The sequence below is a fragment of the Phenylobacterium sp. genome (assembly GCF_965284355.1).
GTDB lineage: Bacteria > Pseudomonadota > Alphaproteobacteria > Caulobacterales > Caulobacteraceae > Phenylobacterium.
In genome coordinates this window covers 1,466,783-1,484,368 of sequence record NZ_OZ260078.1, presented here as the reverse complement: position 1 = coordinate 1,484,368, position 17,586 = coordinate 1,466,783, and the positions used below count along the sequence as shown (strand labels likewise).

General features: G+C 71.0%; 16 protein-coding genes and 1 tRNA gene. 7 read left to right on the top strand and 10 right to left on the bottom strand.

Annotation, left to right across the window (positions count from 1 at the left end; all coding sequences use genetic code 11):
• The first annotated feature begins 30 nt into the window (after positions 1-30).
• Positions 31-1,110, top strand: a complete 1,080-nt coding sequence (locus tag ACQ66R_RS07175; RefSeq protein ID WP_430420531.1) for a branched-chain amino acid aminotransferase — start codon at positions 31-33, stop codon at positions 1,108-1,110.
• 6 nt (positions 1,111-1,116) lie between these two features.
• Here the strand turns inward: ACQ66R_RS07175 and ACQ66R_RS07170 are convergent, their stop codons facing one another.
• The 3 genes from ACQ66R_RS07170 to ACQ66R_RS07160 form a co-directional block, all read right to left on the bottom strand.
• Positions 1,117-1,392, bottom strand: coding sequence for a hypothetical protein (locus ACQ66R_RS07170; RefSeq protein WP_293362022.1), 276 nt, complete (start codon positions 1,390-1,392; stop codon positions 1,117-1,119).
• Between the two features lie 172 nt (positions 1,393-1,564).
• On the bottom strand, positions 1,565-2,521 hold the full coding sequence (locus ACQ66R_RS07165; RefSeq protein ID WP_430420529.1) for a phosphoribosylaminoimidazolesuccinocarboxamide synthase: 957 nt from the start codon (positions 2,519-2,521) through the stop codon (positions 1,565-1,567).
• Positions 2,522-2,580: 59 nt separating this feature from the next.
• The gene (locus ACQ66R_RS07160; RefSeq protein WP_430420527.1) at positions 2,581-3,309 is read right to left on the bottom strand and encodes an IclR family transcriptional regulator; all 729 of its coding nucleotides are present in this window, start codon (positions 3,307-3,309) and stop codon (positions 2,581-2,583) included.
• A gap of 96 nt (positions 3,310-3,405) precedes the next feature.
• Here ACQ66R_RS07160 and ACQ66R_RS07155 point away from each other — a divergent pair, with 96 nt between their 5' ends.
• The 6 genes from ACQ66R_RS07155 to ACQ66R_RS07130 all read left to right on the top strand — a co-directional run bounded on the left by ACQ66R_RS07155 (position 3,406) and on the right by ACQ66R_RS07130 (position 12,161).
• Positions 3,406-4,995: a carboxylesterase/lipase family protein gene (locus tag ACQ66R_RS07155; RefSeq protein WP_430420526.1), complete on the top strand. Its 1,590-nt coding sequence runs from the start codon at positions 3,406-3,408 to the stop codon at positions 4,993-4,995.
• A gap of 2 nt (positions 4,996-4,997) precedes the next feature.
• Positions 4,998-6,473, top strand: coding sequence for an MmgE/PrpD family protein (locus ACQ66R_RS07150; protein ID WP_430420524.1), 1,476 nt, complete (start codon positions 4,998-5,000; stop codon positions 6,471-6,473).
• A gap of 17 nt (positions 6,474-6,490) precedes the next feature.
• A complete protein-coding gene (locus ACQ66R_RS07145) occupies positions 6,491-8,116 on the top strand; it encodes a carboxylesterase/lipase family protein (protein ID WP_430420522.1) in 1,626 nt (541 codons plus the stop codon).
• On the top strand, positions 8,116-9,513 hold the full coding sequence (locus ACQ66R_RS07140; protein WP_430420520.1) for a carboxylesterase/lipase family protein: 1,398 nt from the start codon (positions 8,116-8,118) through the stop codon (positions 9,511-9,513). Before ACQ66R_RS07145 ends, ACQ66R_RS07140 begins: the two co-directional genes overlap by 1 nt.
• Before the next feature lie 93 nt (positions 9,514-9,606).
• Entirely contained in the window at positions 9,607-11,253 is a 1,647-nt protein-coding gene (locus tag ACQ66R_RS07135) for a sulfatase family protein (protein WP_430420518.1), read from the top strand.
• Between the two features lie 95 nt (positions 11,254-11,348).
• Positions 11,349-12,161, top strand: coding sequence for a hypothetical protein (locus tag ACQ66R_RS07130; protein ID WP_430420516.1), 813 nt, complete (start codon positions 11,349-11,351; stop codon positions 12,159-12,161).
• 21 nt (positions 12,162-12,182) lie between these two features.
• On the opposite strand, the gene ACQ66R_RS07125 is transcribed toward ACQ66R_RS07130, so the two are convergent.
• The 7 genes from ACQ66R_RS07125 to ACQ66R_RS07095 form a co-directional block, all read right to left on the bottom strand.
• A tRNA-Arg gene (locus tag ACQ66R_RS07125) sits at positions 12,183-12,259 on the bottom strand.
• 95 nt (positions 12,260-12,354) lie between these two features.
• Positions 12,355-12,870 carry a CarD family transcriptional regulator gene (locus tag ACQ66R_RS07120; protein ID WP_430420514.1) on the bottom strand — a complete coding sequence of 172 codons (516 nt, stop codon included), beginning with the start codon at positions 12,868-12,870 and terminating at the stop codon, positions 12,355-12,357.
• Positions 12,871-13,166: 296 nt separating this feature from the next.
• Positions 13,167-13,508, bottom strand: coding sequence for a ferredoxin FdxA (gene fdxA / locus ACQ66R_RS07115; protein WP_293362017.1), 342 nt, complete (start codon positions 13,506-13,508; stop codon positions 13,167-13,169).
• A 72-nt stretch (positions 13,509-13,580) separates the two neighbouring features.
• Positions 13,581-13,979: a DUF805 domain-containing protein gene (locus ACQ66R_RS07110; protein WP_430426235.1), complete on the bottom strand. Its 399-nt coding sequence runs from the start codon at positions 13,977-13,979 to the stop codon at positions 13,581-13,583.
• 35 nt (positions 13,980-14,014) lie between these two features.
• Complete coding sequence (locus tag ACQ66R_RS07105; RefSeq protein ID WP_430420512.1) at positions 14,015-14,452, bottom strand: DUF805 domain-containing protein; 438 nt, start codon at positions 14,450-14,452, stop codon at positions 14,015-14,017.
• Between the two features lie 33 nt (positions 14,453-14,485).
• Complete coding sequence (locus tag ACQ66R_RS07100) at positions 14,486-14,788, bottom strand: RNA-binding S4 domain-containing protein (RefSeq protein WP_430420511.1); 303 nt, start codon at positions 14,786-14,788, stop codon at positions 14,486-14,488.
• A gap of 67 nt (positions 14,789-14,855) precedes the next feature.
• Positions 14,856-17,390, bottom strand: coding sequence for a helicase-related protein (locus ACQ66R_RS07095; RefSeq protein WP_430420509.1), 2,535 nt, complete (start codon positions 17,388-17,390; stop codon positions 14,856-14,858).
• Positions 17,391-17,586 lie beyond the last annotated feature (196 nt).

Below are 17,586 nucleotides of genomic sequence, written 5' to 3'. Positions count from 1 at the left end.
CTATGCGCGCCTGCTGGATTGGAGCGCCTGATGTTCACGACCCTCGCCCACCCGAAGCCGACCTCTGCCGAAGCACGCGCCGCGCTGCTGGAGGATCCGGGGTTCGGCCGGGTGTTCACCGACCATATGGTGACGGTGAAGTGGACGCCGGAGGCCGGTTGGCACGAGGCCCAGGTCCGCGCGCGTGAGCCGTTCCAGCTGGATCCGGCCGCCGCGGTCCTGCACTACGCTCAGGAGATCTTCGAAGGCCTGAAGGCCTATCGGACGGGCAACGCCGGCGTGGCCCTGTTCCGCCCGGAAGAGAACGCCCGCCGCTTCGCCCGCTCGGCCGATCGGATGGCGATGCCCGTCGTCCCGGAAGAGCTGTTCCTGGAAGCGGTCGAGGCGCTGGTCCGCGTCGACAAGGACTGGATCCCGGACGGCGAGGGCAGCCTCTACCTGCGGCCCTTCATGTTCGCCAACGAGCCCTTCCTGGGGGTGCGTCCGGCGGGCGAATACATCTTCTGCGTCATCGCCTGCCCGGTCGGGGCCTATTTCAAGGGCGGGGCCAAGCCGGTGACCGTCTGGGCCACCGACCAGTACAGCCGCGCGGCCCCCGGCGGCACCGGCGCGGCCAAGTGCGGCGGCAACTACGCGGCCAGCCTGCTGGCCCAGGCCGAGGCGACCAAGAACGGTTGTGACCAGGTGGTCTTCCTGGATGCGGCCCAGCACCGTTGGGTCGAGGAACTGGGCGGGATGAACGTGTTCTTCGTCTTCGACGACGGCTCGATCCAGACGCCGCCGCTCAGCGGCACGATCCTGGCGGGCGTGACCCGCGAGTCGATCATCGCGCTGGCCCGGGCCCAGGGCCGCACGGTCAGGGAAGCGCCGTACGACTTCGACACCTGGAAGGCGGATGCGGCGTCCGGCCGCCTGCGCGAGACTTTCGCCTGCGGCACCGCCGCGGTGATCGCCGCCATCGGCGAGATCCGCTTCCCCGGCGGGTCGTTCAAGATCGCCGACGGCCAGGACGGCCCGGCCACCCTGGCGCTGCGCCAGGAGCTGACCGCCATCCAGCGCGGCAATGCGCCCGATCCCTACGGCTGGCGCCGCACGGTCGAGGGCGTCTAAGCACCTCTAGCGGATCGTTTCCTTTTCCCGGGGCGCAGAGACCTTGCGGGTCTTCGCCTGGGCCTTGGGCTTGGGCAGCAGGCGGAAGCGCGTCTGGCACCAGGCGAAGTCGATGCCCACGTCGATCAGGGCGTCGGAACGGCCGCAGGGGCAGCCGAACTCCATGACCCCGTAGACGCGATAGGTCTCTCCGGCCTGCAGGGGCGTGGGGCGTCCCGTGGCGTGGTTCGGGGCGGCGTTCACACAGAGAACCAGGTCGCCGGGGCCGACAGCGTCGCTCATGACCTTCATCCTCCTGCTCGGGGACAGAATAAACCGTCGGCCGGGCGGGGCAAAGGCGCATGGAGGGCGCTAGGCGAAAGTGGAATCCGGTTTCGCCCCGAAGCGCCCTCCAAATCAAAGAGATCGAGCCTGTTCATCCGGTTCAGATGAGTCCATCTGAGCCGGACAGGCTCTAGGCGAAGTAGGAGGCCAGGTTGCGGCGGACGCGGTCCAGCACCGGCTCGTCGGCGGGAGGCTCGAAGGGCAGGCCGGTGATCGCCTCGAACGCCCGGATGTAGACCTTCGACGTCTCCTCGATCATCGCGGCCGGGATCTCGGGGATCGGATCGACGTAGGGATCGCACCGCGCCGCCACCCAGCTGCGCACGAAGTCCTTGTCGAAGGAGTCGGGGCGTTCGCCTGCGGCGAACTTCGCCTCGTAGGTCTCGGCGATCCAGTAGCGGCTGGAGTCGGGGGTATGGATCTCATCGGCCAGCACGATCCGGCCGTCGGCGTCGGTCCCGAACTCGTATTTCGTGTCGACCAGGATCAGGCCGCGCTCGGCGGCCATGCGCTGGCCGCGGTCGAACAGCGCCAGCGCGTAGGCCGACACCGTCTCCCATTGCGCCGCCGTCAGCAGCCCTTGCTCCAGGATCTCGTCCGGCGTCATCGGCTCGTCGTGGCCGGCGTCGAAGGCCTTGCTGGACGGCGTGATGATGGGCTGCGCCAGGCGCTGGTTGTCGCGCAGGCCGTCCGGGAAGGTGTGGCCGTACATCTCGCGCTGGCCCTGCTTGTAGAGCGTCAGGATCGAGGTGCCGGTCGTTCCGGCCAGGTAGTTCCGCACCACGATCTCGACCGGCAGGATGCTCAGGCGCCGCCCCACCACCACGTTGGAGTCGGGATACTCCAGCACGTGGTTCGGGCAGATGTCGGCGGTGTGGTCGAACCAGTACCGCGCCATCTGGGTCAGCACCTGGCCCTTGTGCGGTATCACCGCCAGGACGCGGTCGAAGGCGCTCAGCCGATCCGAGGCGATCATGATCCGCCGCCCGTCGGGCAGGTCGTAGCTGTCCCGCACCTTGCCCCGATAGTGGTTCGGCAGCTCGGGCAGGGTGGCGTCGGCCAGGGCGTTTGCGGCGGTGAAGGGCATGGGCCCGGTATTGGAGCCACGCCGGGCCACGTCAAGAAGAACGGGGACCCTGGACCGGTTCAGATCGCGCCAATGGTGTCGCCCAACGCCGCACAGGTGGACAGCAGCGCATCGGCGATGCGCGCTTCGCCCCCGTCACCCAGGCGTTCGCTCGGCGCCGAGACCGAGATGGCCGCCTGGCCGACCCGGACCGGCAGCGCGCAGCCCAGGCTGACCACGCCGGGCGTGTCGCGCGAGATCGCGTACCCGCGCGCCCGGATCTCGGCCAGCTCGGACAGGGCGGCCTCGATGTCGATCGACCGGCGATCCCGCAGCGCCTCGGCGGTGCGCTCGACCACGGCGCGCGCGTCAGGGTCCGCCGCCAGCATGGCCCGGCCGCCGGAGGTGAGCAGGGCGGCGGCGCGGCTGCCGGGGCGGGCCGAGAAGCGAACGGGTCGGGGCGACACCAGCCGCTCGAGATAGAGGACGTCGTCGCCGGCGCGGACCAGGAGGCTGACCGTCTCGCCGGTCTGCTTGTGCAGGGCGTGCAAGTAGGAAGCGGCGGCGCGCTTCACGGGATGCTCGACCACGACCGCCGAGCCCAGCTCCCAGAGCTTCAGCGACGGGGCGTAGCGGCCCGTGTCGGCCTCCTGCTCGACGTAGCCCAGCTCGATCAGGCTCTGCAGGATGCGGTGCGTGGTGCTCTTCTGCAGGCCGACCTGTTCGGTCAGTCGGGCCAGACGCAGCGGCGCGCCCGATTGGGCCAGGGCTTCCAGGATCGCCAGGGCGCGGGAAACAGCCTGATCCATACCGATCCTTCGATTGACGAGCCGCTGTGGTTCGGCGGAGAATGCCGACAGTCAGTACAGCGTTCCGCAGAACGGAACAACGCATGGGGAGCGGGCATGGAGGGCATTTCGCGCCGAGGAGCGCTGGCGGCGGGCGGCTTGCTCCTGGCCCCGCATGCGGTCTGGGCGGCGGAAGAGCCGGTGGTCGAGACCACCGAGGGTCGCTACCGCGGGCGCAGCGCCGGCGGCGTGCAGGTGTTCAAGGGTATCCGCTATGGCGCGACGACCGCCGGGGCGGGCCGCTTCCGGCCGCCGCGCCCCGCCGAAACGTTCGCCGGCGTCCGCGACGCCTTCGACTATGGCGACCAGGCGCCCCAAGTGCGCTCGGCCCTGGCCGATCCCGGGCCGATGACCGAGGACTGCCTGCGGATCAACGTGTGGACGCCGGCGGCCACGGCGGGCGCCAAGCGCCCGGTGCTGCTGTGGTTCCACGGCGGCGGCTTCGAGGCCGGGTCGGGCTCGGCGGGCATCTACGACGGGACCAACATGGCGCGGCGCGGCGACGTGGTGGTCGCCACGATCAACCACCGCCTGAACGTTTTCGGCCACTGCGACGTGTCGGGGCTGCTGGGCGCGGGCTTCGAGCGGTCGGGCAATGTGGGCTACCTCGACCTGGTCGCGGCGATGAGGTGGGTTCGCGCCAACATCGCGGCGTTCGGCGGCGACCCGGCGAACGTGATGATCTACGGCCAGTCCGGCGGCGGGCGGAAGGTGAGCCTGTGCTTCGCCGGCGCGGACGCCGAGGGTCTGTTCGCCAAGGGCGTGGTGCAGTCGGGCTCGCACCTGCTGATCCAGACGCCCGAGCAGTCACAGGCGCTGACCTCGGCGCTGTTGAAGGCGCTGGACATCGCGCCCGCCAACGCCCGCGCGCTGCTGGACGTGCCGCAGGAGGCGCTGACGGCGGCCCAGCGCGGCGTGGTCGCGCAGGCCGGGTATCGCTTCGAGCCCGTCCTGGACGGCGCCAGCTTCACGGCCCACCCCTTCGTGCCGGGCGCCCCCAGACGCACCGCTCAGGTCCCGATGATGCTGGGAACCACGCGCACCGAGCTGTCCAACCAGCTGGGCCGCGACCCGGCCGTCTACACGATGGACGACGCGGGCCTGAATGCGCGGCTGCGCAGCTTCCTGCCGGCGGCTGACGTCGACGCGGCGGTAGCCGCCTTCAAGGCCGCCAACCCCAAGGCCTCGCCCACCGAGCTGTTCTTCCTGATCACCTCGTGGCGGACCTATATCCTGAACGCCACGCTGATGGCCGAGGGGCGCGATGCGCTGAACGGTCGGCGCAATCCGACCTGGATGTACCAGGTCACCTGGGTCTCGCCGGCCGAGGGCGGGCGGCGGTTCAGCCAGCACACGCTGGACCTGCCCTTCATGTTCGACAACGTCGCCAAGGCGCCGCACCTGACCGGGCCCGAGAGCGAGGCGACGCACGCTATGACCGAGGCGATGGCCGGCGCCTGGCTGGCGTTCGCCCGGACGGGCGATCCGAACCACAAGGGCCTGCCGGCCTGGCCGACCTATGATGCGGCCCAGCGGCGGGTGATGCTGTTCGATACGCCGCCCCGCACCGTGGCCGATCCGTTCCGGGACGAGCGGCTGTTCATGGCGCGCTACCCGCCGGTCCGTGCGACGGCGCGCAGCGAATAGCCGTGCCGCCCGCCACCCGCCGCGCCATCCTGAAGGCCGCGCCGGCCGCTGCGCTCGCAGCCGCGCCGGCGCTGGCCGCCGCGCCGCCTGCCCGGCTGGAGCCGCCGGTGACCGACGCCCTCAGCCGCTTCATCGCCGGCAGCCAGGACGCGGCGATCCCCGAGGCGGTGCTCGAGCGCGGCCGCCTGCACATCCTCGACACCCTGGCCGCCATCGTCGCCTGCCGCGACCTGGAGCCGGCGGTCCTGGCGCGGCGCTATGCGCTGGCGCAGTCGGGCGATGCGCGGCGGAGCTCGGCGACCATACTGGGCGTGCGCGACCGGGCCAGCCTCGCCGACGCCGTGTTCGCCGGTGCGATGACGGGCCACGCGGCCGAGATCAACGACTTCATCCCCTCGGCGTTCGTGCAGCCGGGCCCGCCGATCGTGTCGGCGGCGCTGGGGCTGGCCGAGCAGAGGGGGCTGGGCGGGGCCGGGCTGCTGAAGGCGGTGATCACCGGCTACGAGCTGGCGGGCCGCGTGCCCAAGGCCTTGGGCCTGCGCAACCTCAACCGCGGCGGCCTGGCCAACCACGGCATTGGCCCGGTCTTCGGCGTGGCGGCCGCCTGCGCCTCGCTGATGCGCCTGCCGCCCGAGCGGATCGGCGCGGTGCTCACCTATTGCTCCCAGCAGGCCGCCGGGTCGTGGCAGTGGCTGCTGGACGTGGAGCATGTGGAAAAGGCGTTCGTATTCGCGGGCATGGGCGCGCGGGCCGGGCTGCAGGCGGCGCTTTTCGCGGAGGCGGGCTTCACGGGGGTGCGCGACAACCTGGACCAGCCGGGCGGCTTCCTGGACCAGGGCGTCTTCAACGGCCCCGACAGCGACCTGAACCGCCACCGCCTGATCGACGGCCTGGGCCGGCAGTGGGAGATGGAGCACGTCGCACTGAAGCGGTTTCCCACCGGCGGGCCGACCCAGCCAGCGGTGCTGGGCTTGCTCAAGCTGCTGCCCGAGATCCGGGCCGAGACCGTGCGGAGCGTGCGCATCGAGATGCCTGGCCGCTGGGAGGCGTTCCGTGACGCCGCGATGCCCGCGCTGAACCTGCGCTATCTCTCGGCGATCATCCTGCTCGATCGTCGGCTCGACTTCGTGTCGGCCCAGTCGATCCCGCGCCTGCGCGACGACGCGGCGGTGGCGGCGCTCATGACCCGCGTCGAGATCGCCCATGATCCGGCGCAGGAGACCCCGCCGGGCCAGCCGCGAGCGGAGTCGGCGCGCGTCATCGTCACCGACACGGCCGGGGCGCGGCGCGAGGTGTTCGTGCCCTATGTGCCCGGCTATCCGTCGCACCCGATGGACCGCGCCGAGGTCGAGGCCAAGGCCGCCGAGCTGATGCAGCCCGCCCTGCGCCCCCAGCGCACCCGCGAGGTGATCGCCCGCTGCCGTGACCTCGCCTCCCTGAAACGCGCGGACGCCCTCGTCCGCCTCATCGCCGTCTAGCCCTGGATCCCACGCCCATGACCAAGCTCGTCGTCGCCCGCAGATCGCTCCTCGGAGGCGCCGCCGCCTCGCTGACCCTGGCCGCCACGGCGCGGGCCGCAGTCGCCGACATCTTCCCCGTGGTCGAGACCGCCAACGGCCGGCTGCGCGGCTTGGTCTCGGGCGGGATCAAGGTGTTCAAGGGGGTGCCCTACGGCGCGGACACCTCGGGCGCGAACCGCTTCCGGCCGCCTCAGCCGGTGCGCAAGTGGGCCGGGATCCGCGATGCGCTGGACTACGGCGCCGTCTCGCCCCAGGCGCCGGGCGACAAGCGGCGCGACTACGCCAACCTGATCTATCTCGACTACCAGCCGGGCGGCATGGGCGAGGACTGCCTGAACCTGAACATCTGGACGCCGGAACTCTCGAGGTCGGCGAAGAAGCCGGTGTTCGTCCGCTTCCATGGCGGCGGGTTCTATGGCGGGTCCAGCAACTCGCCCGGCATGGACGGCGAGATGCTGTCGCGGTTCGGCGACTGCGTGGTGGTGACGGTCAGCCACCGCCTGAGCGCCTTCGGCTTCCTGCACCTGGCCGATTCCGGCGCGCCCGCCGACTTCGCCCAGTCGGGGATGGCGGGGATGCTGGACCTGGTCGCGGCGTTGCGCTGGGTGCGCGAGAACATCGAGGCCTTCGGCGGTGACCCGGGCCGGGTGACGATCATCGGCCAGTCGGGCGGCGGGGCGAAGGTGAGCGGGCTGATGGCGATGCCGTCGGCGGCAGGGCTGTTCCATCGCGCGGTCCAGATGAGCGGCGCCATGCTGCGGGTCTCGCCGCGCGACCGCGCCAAGGCCGGCGCCGACACCTTCCTGAAGGCCGCGGGCCTGGGCGGCGGCGACATCCGCAAGCTGCAGGCGCTGTCATTCTACGAGATCCTGTCGCTCCAGGCCGACCTGGAGGCCGCCGCGCGAACCCGTGGCGAGGCGCCGTCGGTCTTCACGCCTGTGCTGGACGGCGTGGCCATGCCGCGTCACCCGTTCGACCCCGACGCGCCGCAGATCAGCGCCGACGTGCCGATGATCGTCAGCACCACCCTGGACGAGCGCACCTATCGCCAGGGCGACTTCGACCAGACCTGGGCCGGGGTGAAGGCGATGCTGATCGCGCGCGGCGTAACTTCGCCCGACGCCGTCCTGGAGATGTACCGCCAGGAGGACGCCGCCGCCTCGCCGTATCTGATCCAAGGGCGGATCATCAGCGACATGGGCCGCGGCGCCAGCTTCGCGATGGCCGAGCGCAAGGCGGCGCTGGGGCGCGCACCCGCCTACGTCTACCTGTGGAAGGCGCCCAGCCCCGCCTGGGGCGGCCGCTATGGCGCCACCCACGGCGTGGACGTCGGGCCCAGCTCCTACGAAATCCGCGGCGCGCTGCAGGGGCCGAACGCCAGCAGCCGGCGGCTGGCCGAGGAGCTGTCGTCGGCGCTGGTCGCCTTCGCCGCCACGGGAAATCCGAACGGTGGGCGCAAGCTGCCCCGCTGGGACCCCTACGACACGCAGCGGCGGGCCACGATGGTCTTCGACGAACCGTCCAGCCACGCGACCGACGACGCCCGCGGGGCCTTCCGCACCTTCTGGCGCGACCGCTCCGGCCCTCAGGCGGCCGGCTGATGCGGTGGGCGGCGAGTCTGGCGGCGGCGCTGGCGGTCGCGACGCCGGCCTTCGCCGCGCCCGCAAAGGTCGCGACCACCTCCGGCGTCCTGGTGGGCGAGGCGGGGGCCGACATGGTCGTCTTTCGCGGCGTGCCCTACGCCGCGCCTCCGGTGGGCGACCTGCGCTGGGCGCCGCCGCAGGCGATGCGCTGGTCGGATGAGCGGGCGGCCACGGCCTTCGCGCCGCCCTGCCTCCAACCAACACCCGCCGACGGCCGGCCGAACGGCGGGGGGGTGTCGGGCGCCTCGTCGGAGGACTGCCTCTACCTGAACATCTGGGCGCCGAAGGCCGGCAAGCGCGCCCCGGTGATGGTGTGGCTCTATGGCGGCGGCGGGACGATGGGGGGCGGCCATCTGAGCAGCTATCGCGGCGACGCGTTCGCGCGCGACGGGGTGGTCCTGGTGACGATCAATTACCGCCTGGGATCCCTGGGCGGCTTCGCGCACCCGGCGCTCACCGCGTCTGGGGACGGCTTCGGCAACTACCATCTGCTGGACGCCCTGGCGGCCGTTCGCTGGGTGAAGGCCAACGCGGCGGCGTTCGGCGGGGACGCGGACAACATCACCGTCTTCGGCGAGTCGGCCGGCGCGACGATGGTGGCCAACCTGCTGACCAGCCCGATGGCGAAGGGCCTCTTCGCCAAGGCGATCATCCAGAGCACCGGTTCGCTGCCGACGCCCGCGACGCCCCTGGCCGTGGCCGAGGCGAAGGGCGCCGAGGTCGCCACGGCCCTCGGCCTGCCGGGGCCGGCGGCCACCGTCGCGCAGCTGCGCGCGCTGCCGGCCGAGCGGATCATCCTGGACCGCCGCACCGGGTTCGGACACCGGACGATCCTGGACGGGCGCGTGAAGACCCGGTCGATCATGGACGCCTTCGCCGACGGCTCGTCCCTGGACGTGCCCACGATGATCGGAACGAACAGCGACGAGGGCCGCCTGAACGGGACCCAGAGGGTCGCCACCTATGCGATGGGCGGCGCGCCGGTCTGGCAGTACTTCTTCGACTACGTCCCCGAATGGCGACGCGCCGAACAGCCCAACGGCGTGCCTCATGCCGGCGAGATCCCGTACGTCTTCGAGACGCTGGCGTCAGACCGCAGCGGCGGAAGCCGAATGACCGACCGTGACCGCGCCGTCGCCTCGCGGGTCCACTCCTGCTGGGTGGCGTTCGCGAAAGCCGTCCGGGGCGTGCGCCTCCTGTCGTGCGCCGAGGGCTTCTCCTGGCCGGCCCGCTCGGACGCCAACCGCAAGGCCGTGGCGATCTTCGAGGAGCGCCCACGCCTGGGCGAGGCCGAAACGCTGCGCTCCCCGCCCAACGGCGCGGCCCCGGGACCGACCAGCCGCGAGTCGGAATAGGGGCTGGGCGCGGTCAATCGATCCGTGCCGACGCGCGAAACCTGTGCTTCGCTGCGCCGCCGCCTTCGGGAGGCCGGGCAGGGGAGGGGTGACGTGTCGAAGCCACAGGACGGGCGGTCTGGCGCCATGGGCGGCCTGCTGAAGCGGCTTCGCCGGAGCCTGGGCGTCGCCGCCCTGGTGTCGGCGCTGTCGGTGGGCGCGGCGGTCGCGGCGCCCAAGCCGCGCAACGTGATCTTCGTGCTGGTCGACGACCTGCGCTTCGACGCCATGGGCTTCCTGACCCCCGGCCTGCAGACGCCCAACATCGACCGGCTGGCCCGCGAGGGGGTCTACTTCCCGAATGCGGTGGTGACGTCTGCGCTGTGCTCGCCCAGCCGCGCGACCCTGCTCACCGGCCTGTCCAGCCGCAACCACGGCATCGTCGACAACAACAACGCCTCGGAGACGGGCCTGACCTTCTTCCCCAGCTATCTGCAGAAGGCCGGTTACCAGACCGCCTTCCTGGGCAAGTGGCACATGGGCCAGGCCAGCGCCGCGCCGCGGCCGGGCTTCGACCACTGGGTCAGCTTCCCGGGCCAAGGGACCTATTGGCCGACGCCCACGGGCCGCCTGAACGTGGACGGCCGCGAGGTGGTCCAGAAGGGCTACATCACCGACGAGCTCACCGACTACGCCATGGACTGGCTGGAGCATGGCCGCGACGCGAAGAAGCCGTTCTTCCTCTACCTGTCGCACAAGGCGGTGCACTCCGACGCCCAGCCGGCGCCCCGTCACCGCGACCAGTACAAGGACCTCGAGATCCGCCTGCCGGCCAGCGCCGCCGACACGCCCGAGAACTATGCCGGCAAGCCCATGTGGGTGCGCAACCAGCGCAACAGCTGGCACGGGGTGGATTTCCCGTACCACAGCACCCGGGCGATCACCGAGAACACCCGGCAGGTCTATCGGACCCTGTCGGCCGTGGACGACAGCCTGGGCCGGATCCTGGCGTGGGTGGACCGGGCCGGGCTCGCGAAGGAGACAGCGGTCATCTTCTATTCCGACAACGGCTTCCTGACCGGCGACCACGGCCTGATCGACAAGCGCAACGCCTACGAGGGTTCGATCCGGGTGGCGATGGTGGTCTGGGCGCCGGGCCTGCTGCCTGCGGGCAAGGTCGAGCCCGGCATGGTCCGTAACCTCGACATGGCCCCGGCGATCCTGGACCTGGCCGGAGTTCGCGCGCCCGCCCAGTTCGAGGGCCGCAGCTTCCTGCCGCTGGCGACGGGGGCGATCACCACCGCGGCGTGGCCGCAGGAGCTGATCTACGAGTACTACTGGGAATGGAACTTCCCGATGACGCCGACGACGTTCGCGATCCGCGACGGGCGCTACAAGTACATCCAGTACCACGGCGTCTGGGACCTGGAGGAGCTGTACGACCTCCAGGCCGACCCCGGCGAGATGACCAATCTCATCGATGACCCCGCCCAGTTCGACCGCAAGCTCGACCTGCGCAAGCGCCTCTACCGGGGCCTCGCCGCCGCGGGCGGGCGCCACGCGATCCCCTTCGGAGAGCGCGCCGGTCCGGGGGTGGTGTTCCGCCGCACGGATGGGGCCCCCGCCGCCGACTTCCCCGCCGAGTGGATGCGCCGCCCGGGCGATCCCGACCTGCTGGACGGCATCTTCCCCGACAGCCGGGCGAAGTTCGAGGCTCAGCAGGCGCGGCGCGCCAAGGCGGGCGCAGAGCCCCGGAAGTAGCGGGTCCCGCGTCTGCTCCGGGCGCCGGCCGGACATGACGACCCTCTTGTTCCGGGTCGTTCCCAAAGCGCGCAAAGCAGGTCAGGAACAGAGGCATGGCAGGTCCGCTCACCCAGATCGCCGCGGCGCGCGTCCGCGACATGTGCGAGGGCTGGCCCGACGGCGCCGAGATCCAGCACCTGGACGAGGTGCTGCGCACCCTGGCGAAGTGGCGCTCGCACCTTCTGGAGCGGACGTATCTGCGGTATCACGGCTCGACGATCCGGGCCGGGATCTTCGCCGGCATGACATACGTGGAGGCCGCGACGGAGGGGGCGCTGGTGGCGCGCCTGTTGGGCGTCTACGAGGCCGAGTTGCACCCGCATCTGGAGGCGCTGATCGCCGACGGCGTCGAGTGCGTCGTCGATGTCGGGTGCGCGGAAGGCTACTACGCGGTGGGGCTGGCGCACCGCTTTCCGGCGCTGCAGGTCTACGCGCACGACATCAGTGAGGCGGCCCGGACGGCCTGCGCGGAGCTGGCCGCCCGCAACGACGTCTCGGACCGCGTCATAATCGGCGGCGAGTTCGGGCCGGGCGACTTTGAGGCCTTCGCAGCGCGCAACACGCTGGTGCTTGTCGACGCCGAGGGCGCCGAGGTGGACATCCTCGATCCGGCCCTCAGCCCCGCTCTGGCAGGCATGAAGATCGTCGTCGAGACGCACAACGTGTTCCGGGCTTCGGCGCGCGAGACGCTGCTGCAGCGGTTCGAGCCGACCCACGAGATCGTGGAAGTCCGCACGCGTCCGAAGGCGTTCGACCCGCCGCCCTGGCTGGACGACCTGAGCGAACTCGACATCCTGCTGGCGACCTGGGAGTGGCGCGAACGGCTGACGCCCTGGCTGGTGATGACGCCCCGCAAGGCGGGCTGAGGGACGATACGGAGTTTGCGCTGGCGGCCTCGGAGGGACTCGAACCCCCGACCTTGGCTTTAGGAAAGCCCTGCTCTATCCGGCTGAGCTACGAGGCCCGCGCCGGCGGTTGGTAGCGCAGCCGCCCGTCACACCTCAAACGAAAACGCCCGGCGGTGAGGCCGGGCGTCTTGCGGTTCGTTTGCGGAGGCGATCAGGCCGCGACGGCGGCGGTCTTCACCAGCGACTTGTTGAGCATGGCGATCGCGGCGTCGCGGTCGATCCGCTCGATGGCGGCGACTTCGCGGGCCATGCGGTCGAGGGCCGACTCATAGAGCTGGCGTTCGGAGTAGGACTGCTCGGGCTGGTTCTCGGCGCGGTGCAGGTCGCGCACCACTTCGGCGATCGAGATCAGGTCGCCCGAGTTGATCTTGGCTTCGTACTCCTGGGCGCGACGCGACCACATGGTGCGCTTCACGCGGGCGCGGCCCTTCAGGGTGGTCAGCGCCTTGGACACCACGCCAGTTTCGGCCAGCGAGCGCAGGCCGGCGGTCTTGGCCTTGGCGGTGGGAACGCGCAGCGTCATCTTCTCGTGGTCGAAGGTGATGACGTAGACTTCAAGCTTCAGACCGGCGACTTCCTGGGTTTCGATCCCTTGCACCTGGCCGACCCCGTGGGCCGGGTAGACGACGTGATCGCCAACCGAGAATTCGTGACCGCTCTTGCTCATCCGAGATACCTCTCATATGCGTCCGCGCTGAGCGCGGAACTCCTGGTCGCGGCTTCCGGGAATGCACAAAACCACCCCTCCCGCGGAACAGTTCGCGGCGGCGTCGTCACTGTGAAACGGAAGCTGACCTCTTAAGACGACCCTTCGCCCGTGCCGGCTTAGGACGCCGGTCGGCTGTTCTAGTTACAGACCGACCCGGGCGAAGCCTTCGTGTCGTGTCGTCGGAGACATTAACACAAAAACGTGCGGAATGAAAGGGTTGGACCGACCCCGGACGTGGCCGGTCGGAGGCGCGCTCAGGAGCCGCGGCCCGGCTTCTCGGAGAAGTATTTCTCGAACTTGCCGGTTTCGCGCTCGAAAGCTTCTGCGTCTGCGGGGGGCTCACCCTTGACCGTGATGTTCGGCCACACGCGCGAGTATTCGCTGTTCACCCGCAGCCACTTGCCGTCGGGATCATCTTCCGTATCGGGCTTGATGGCGTCCACAGGACACTCAGGCTCGCAGACGCCGCAGTCGATGCACTCGTCCGGATTGATCGCCAGGAAGTTCTCGCCCTCGTAGAAGCAGTCGACCGGGCACACCTCCACGCAGTCCATGAACTTACATTTGATGCAGGGATCCATCACGATGTAGGTCATGGCGGGGACTTGAGACTCCGGCGGCGATCCCCAGCTTGGGGCGCGGGTTTTTCACGGCGCGGCCGCAACTTGTCAATGCGACGGGTGCGCAGGATTTCTGGAAGCCTGATCAGGCGGCACAAGCGACTTCGATCCTGGCGGGGGCCCAAAGCGGTTCTCCCGGCGCTGGCCCGGTAGGATCGCTATGACCAACAGGCAGGCCCAAAGGAACCCCGCGGCGACCCAATAGGTCCAGACTGAGTCGCGGTAGGTCGCCGGCAGGGCCGACAGGATCACCTGGCCCAGGAAGATCGCCGCCACCCACCAGCCGGTGCGCCCCAGATCGTGCAGGCGCCGGATCGTCTGCAGGGTCAGCGCCGCGCTCAGCACCGAGGTGATCCAGGGCTTCTGCAACCAGGCAGCCACGGCGCTCCAGGTCACGATGACGGCGCCCCAGGTCCAGTATTCGCGCCGACGCGCGCGTCCGCGCAGCCACCGCCAGCCCGTCAGGTGTGCGCCGGGTACAGTCAGGTGAAGGTCTCGGCCATATCGCCCATCTTGCCGGGCGCCCGGCCGTAGGCGTTGGTGCGCTGCTGGCCCGGAATCGCGCCCAGGGTGACGATGGCGCCGAGGAAGAAGGCCGCAGACGCGACGGCCGCGATCTCGGCGCTCGCGAAGGCGATCAACAGCCAGCTCAGCCCGTTGCTCACGATGTTGATCAAAGGCGCGAACCAGCCCGATCGGCCCAAGTCGTGCAGGCGACGGATCCAAACCATCAGCATTGGAATCCCGACGATGAGGCCGGGCAGGGGCACGCCGGTGAGCTCGAGGGTCACCATCAAGACGATGAGCGGAACCACGAAGGCCCAGTACTCGCGCCGGCGCGCTCGACCCCCGATCCAGCCATTGAACCCTTTGGTCGGTCCCGGTCGGCCGCTCACAGCGGCCTGCAGCCTGTCACTCATGCGACGCCCCCATCCTCGCGGAGGAACTGTGGCTCAGCTTTCCTCCAACGTCGAGTAGAGTGCGCGGGCCTCGGCGGCGGGGCCGCGGCGGTCGCCCATGGCCTCCACGCGAACGGCGATCAGGCGGCCGCCGAGGGCGAAGACCAGCTGGTCGCCCACCTTGATGGGGCGGGCGGGCTTGTCCAGGCGGTGCGCATCGAGGCCCGGCCGGGTCAGGCGCACGCGGCCGCCCTCGAGGAACTTGGCCGCCAGCGCGCGGGTCTTGAAGAAGCGGGCGCGCCAGAGCCAGACGTCGGCGCGACAGGCCCCAACCTCCTTGAACGGACCCTCGCTCATCCGGCTTCGCGCCTCGCGGAGCTTCGCAGGACGGGCGCGAACCCTCCATAGCCTCGGCGAAGGAGGGTCACTTGGAGGCGGCTCTGCGGCGACGCCTCCGCGCGGGCGGCGGGGCGGGCGCGTCCTTCAGCGCGGCCAGGGCGGCGAACGGCGAGTGGGGCGCGACCGGGCGACGCTCGACGGCGAACTCGCGCTCGCCCCGCCGGCGCCAGGCGACCGGCTCGCCGGGCCTGCGGATGGCCGCGAAGCCCAGGCCCTTGAGGATGGCCGCCGCGTCCTCGACGCTCCACCCAAGGGCCTCGCGCGCGGCGCCGGGCAACACGACGCCGCCGCCCGCCTTCGCGGCGCCGCGCAGGATTTCGTCCAGCTGTTCCAGCTGCTCCACCGGCACGGCCAGCGGGCCCACGGGCAGGCCGAAGGCGGCCAGCGCGCGCGGCGCCGGCGCGGGTCGGGGCAGGGGGCCGGGACGATCGGCGGCGGGACGCCAGCCGGCGGCCTCCCGGCGCGCCAGGGCCTCGGTCAGCGCGCGCGCCTCGGGCCGCAGCAGGCTGGGAAGGTAGAGCGAGAAGGCGCCGATCTTCACGCCCAGGCCCCGCAGCACGCGCCGCTCGACCTGGCTGAGCGCGCGGACCTCGGCGCGCACCGCGGCGCGGTCGAGCACGCCGCCCGCCTCTGCGAGCTGGAACGCCAACCCCCGGGCCAGGCCCTTGATGCGCCCGTCCGCCACGGCCGCCTCCAGCTTGCGCAGGGCCGCCAGGCGCCGGCCCGCCTCGCCGGCCACGAAGGCTTCCAGCCGCTGGCCCGCGCGCTGGCGGGCGGGCTCGGGGCCCAGCTCGCCCAGCAGCCGCACGCGGGGCCGGAACGGCTCGCCGCCGGCCAGGACGCCCGCGATCTCGCCACGCCACAGGACCGCGCCGTTGGGACTGAGCGCGAACGCCGCGTCGGGCTCGGCGGCGAGCTGGCCCAGCCGTCGGGCGATCTCGGGGCCCACCGCATGCTGGGCGGCGGCGCGCAGCGCCTTCTCCTCCAGCAGGTTCGAGCCCTTCGCCGGCTCGAAGCTCACGCCGGACAGGCGGCCGACGTAATGCCCCTCGACCGTCACCGCGCCGTCGGCGCCGACTCCGGCCAGCATCTCCTCGCGCACGCGCAGGCCGCGCATCAGCGCGCTGGTGCGCCGGTCGACGAACCGGGCCATCAGCTTTTCGTGCAGAGTGTCGGAGAGGCGGTCCTCCAAAGCGCGGGTCTGCGCTTGCCAGGACCCCGGATCGACCAGCCAGTCGGGCCGGTTCGCGACATAGGCCAGGGTCCGCACGCTCGCCAGGCGGCTGGCCAGGGTGTCGATCTCGCCGTCGGTGCGGTTCAGCTGCTCGTACTGCCGCGCGATCCAGTCGTCGCCGATGCGCCGACGCTTCTCGGTCAGCTGCAGGAAGAAGGCCCGCACCAGCGCCCGGTGCTCGTCGGGCGCGACCTTGCGGAAGTCGGGCGTCTGGCAGACGTCCCACAGGCGGGCCAGGTTGGTGCGGTCGCGCGCCCGCGTCTGGATCAGCTCATCCTCGGCCAGCGCCTTGAGCGTGATTTCATCGAGCGCCTCGGCCGACAGCGTCAGTCCCGGCCGCTCGGGGCGCTTTTCCAGGCTCTTCAGCAGCGCCGGCAGAGAGCCGAAGTCGAGCTTGGAGTTTCGCCACTCGGCGCCTGGAACCGGCTCGAAGCTGTGATTCTCGACGGATTCGACCAGGTCGGGATCCATCTCATCGGCCTCGCCGGTGACGCCGAACGTGCCGTCCTTCTGGTAGCGGCCCGCGCGGCCGGCGATCTGGCCGACCTCCTGCGGGTGCAGGTAGCGTGTGCGGCGTCCGTCGAACTTGCGCAGGCCGGCGAAGGCCACGTGGTCGACATCCATGTTGAGGCCCATGCCGATGGCGTCGGTGGCCACCAGGAAGTCGACCTCGCCCGACTGGTAGAGGGCCACCTGGGCGTTGCGGGTGCGGGGGCTGAGCGAGCCCATGACCACGGCCGCGCCGCCGCGCTGGCGGCGGATCAGCTCGGCGATCGCATAGACCTGGTCGGCGCTGAACGCGACCACGGCCGAGCGGCGGGGCAGGCGGGTGAGCTTCTTCGGGCCGGCGTAGCTGAGCTTCGAGAACCGGTCGCGGGTCTGGATCTCGGCGTGCGGCAGCAGGCGGCGGACCAGCGGCGCCATCGTGCCGGCGCCCAGCAGCATGGTCTCGTACTTGCCGCGCGCGTGCAGCAGGCGGTGGGTGAAGACGTGGCCGCGCTCGGGATCGGCGCACAGCTGGATCTCGTCGACCGCCAGGAACTCCACCTCGACCGACAGCGGCATCGCCTCGACGGTGCAGACATAATACTGCGGCCGCGGCGGGACGATCTTCTCCTCGCCGGTGATCAGCGCCACGCAGCGCGCGCCCCGAACCTTGACGATGCGATCATAGATCTCGCGCGCCAGCAGCCGCAGCGGCAGGCCGATCATGCCCGACGAATGGCCCAGCATGCGCTCCACCGCGAGGTGCGTCTTGCCGGTGTTGGTGGGCCCCAGCACCGCCACGAGTCGTGACGGAGCTGCGCCCGAAGGGCGATCGCTCATGGCCCTAAGGTGGGTGGCGCAGGAGAGTCGGGCAAGCGCGCGACGGCGGAAGTCGGGCCTGTCACGGCAAGCGCCTCATGAGCGGGCAACGTCACCTCCACGGGTTCGTTCTCGGGACCTGACGCGCTTCACGGCCCGCGGTTCCTTCGAAGCTGCACGAAAAGCGCATAGCCCCTATGCGATCTCGCTGATTGGA

Excerpts from the sequence above, each read along its gene's own strand:
- ACQ66R_RS07175 (WP_430420531.1), top strand. The coding sequence starts at position 31 with ATGTTCACGACCCTCGCCCACCCGAAGCCGACCTCTGCCGAAGCACGC.
- ACQ66R_RS07170 (WP_293362022.1), bottom strand. The coding sequence starts at position 1,392 with ATGAGCGACGCTGTCGGCCCCGGCGACCTGGTTCTCTGTGTGAACGCC.
- ACQ66R_RS07165 (WP_430420529.1), bottom strand. The coding sequence starts at position 2,521 with ATGCCCTTCACCGCCGCAAACGCCCTGGCCGACGCCACCCTGCCCGAG.
- ACQ66R_RS07160 (WP_430420527.1), bottom strand. The coding sequence starts at position 3,309 with ATGGATCAGGCTGTTTCCCGCGCCCTGGCGATCCTGGAAGCCCTGGCC.
- ACQ66R_RS07155 (WP_430420526.1), top strand. The coding sequence starts at position 3,406 with ATGGAGGGCATTTCGCGCCGAGGAGCGCTGGCGGCGGGCGGCTTGCTC.
- ACQ66R_RS07145 (WP_430420522.1), top strand. The coding sequence starts at position 6,491 with ATGACCAAGCTCGTCGTCGCCCGCAGATCGCTCCTCGGAGGCGCCGCC.
- ACQ66R_RS07140 (WP_430420520.1), top strand. The coding sequence starts at position 8,116 with ATGCGGTGGGCGGCGAGTCTGGCGGCGGCGCTGGCGGTCGCGACGCCG.
- ACQ66R_RS07130 (WP_430420516.1), top strand. The coding sequence starts at position 11,349 with ATGGCAGGTCCGCTCACCCAGATCGCCGCGGCGCGCGTCCGCGACATG.
- ACQ66R_RS07120 (WP_430420514.1), bottom strand. The coding sequence starts at position 12,870 with ATGAGCAAGAGCGGTCACGAATTCTCGGTTGGCGATCACGTCGTCTAC.
- fdxA (WP_293362017.1), bottom strand. The coding sequence starts at position 13,508 with ATGACCTACATCGTGATGGATCCCTGCATCAAATGTAAGTTCATGGAC.
- ACQ66R_RS07105 (WP_430420512.1), bottom strand. The coding sequence starts at position 14,452 with ATGAGTGACAGGCTGCAGGCCGCTGTGAGCGGCCGACCGGGACCGACC.
- ACQ66R_RS07100 (WP_430420511.1), bottom strand. The coding sequence starts at position 14,788 with ATGAGCGAGGGTCCGTTCAAGGAGGTTGGGGCCTGTCGCGCCGACGTC.
- ACQ66R_RS07095 (WP_430420509.1), bottom strand. The coding sequence starts at position 17,390 with ATGAGCGATCGCCCTTCGGGCGCAGCTCCGTCACGACTCGTGGCGGTG.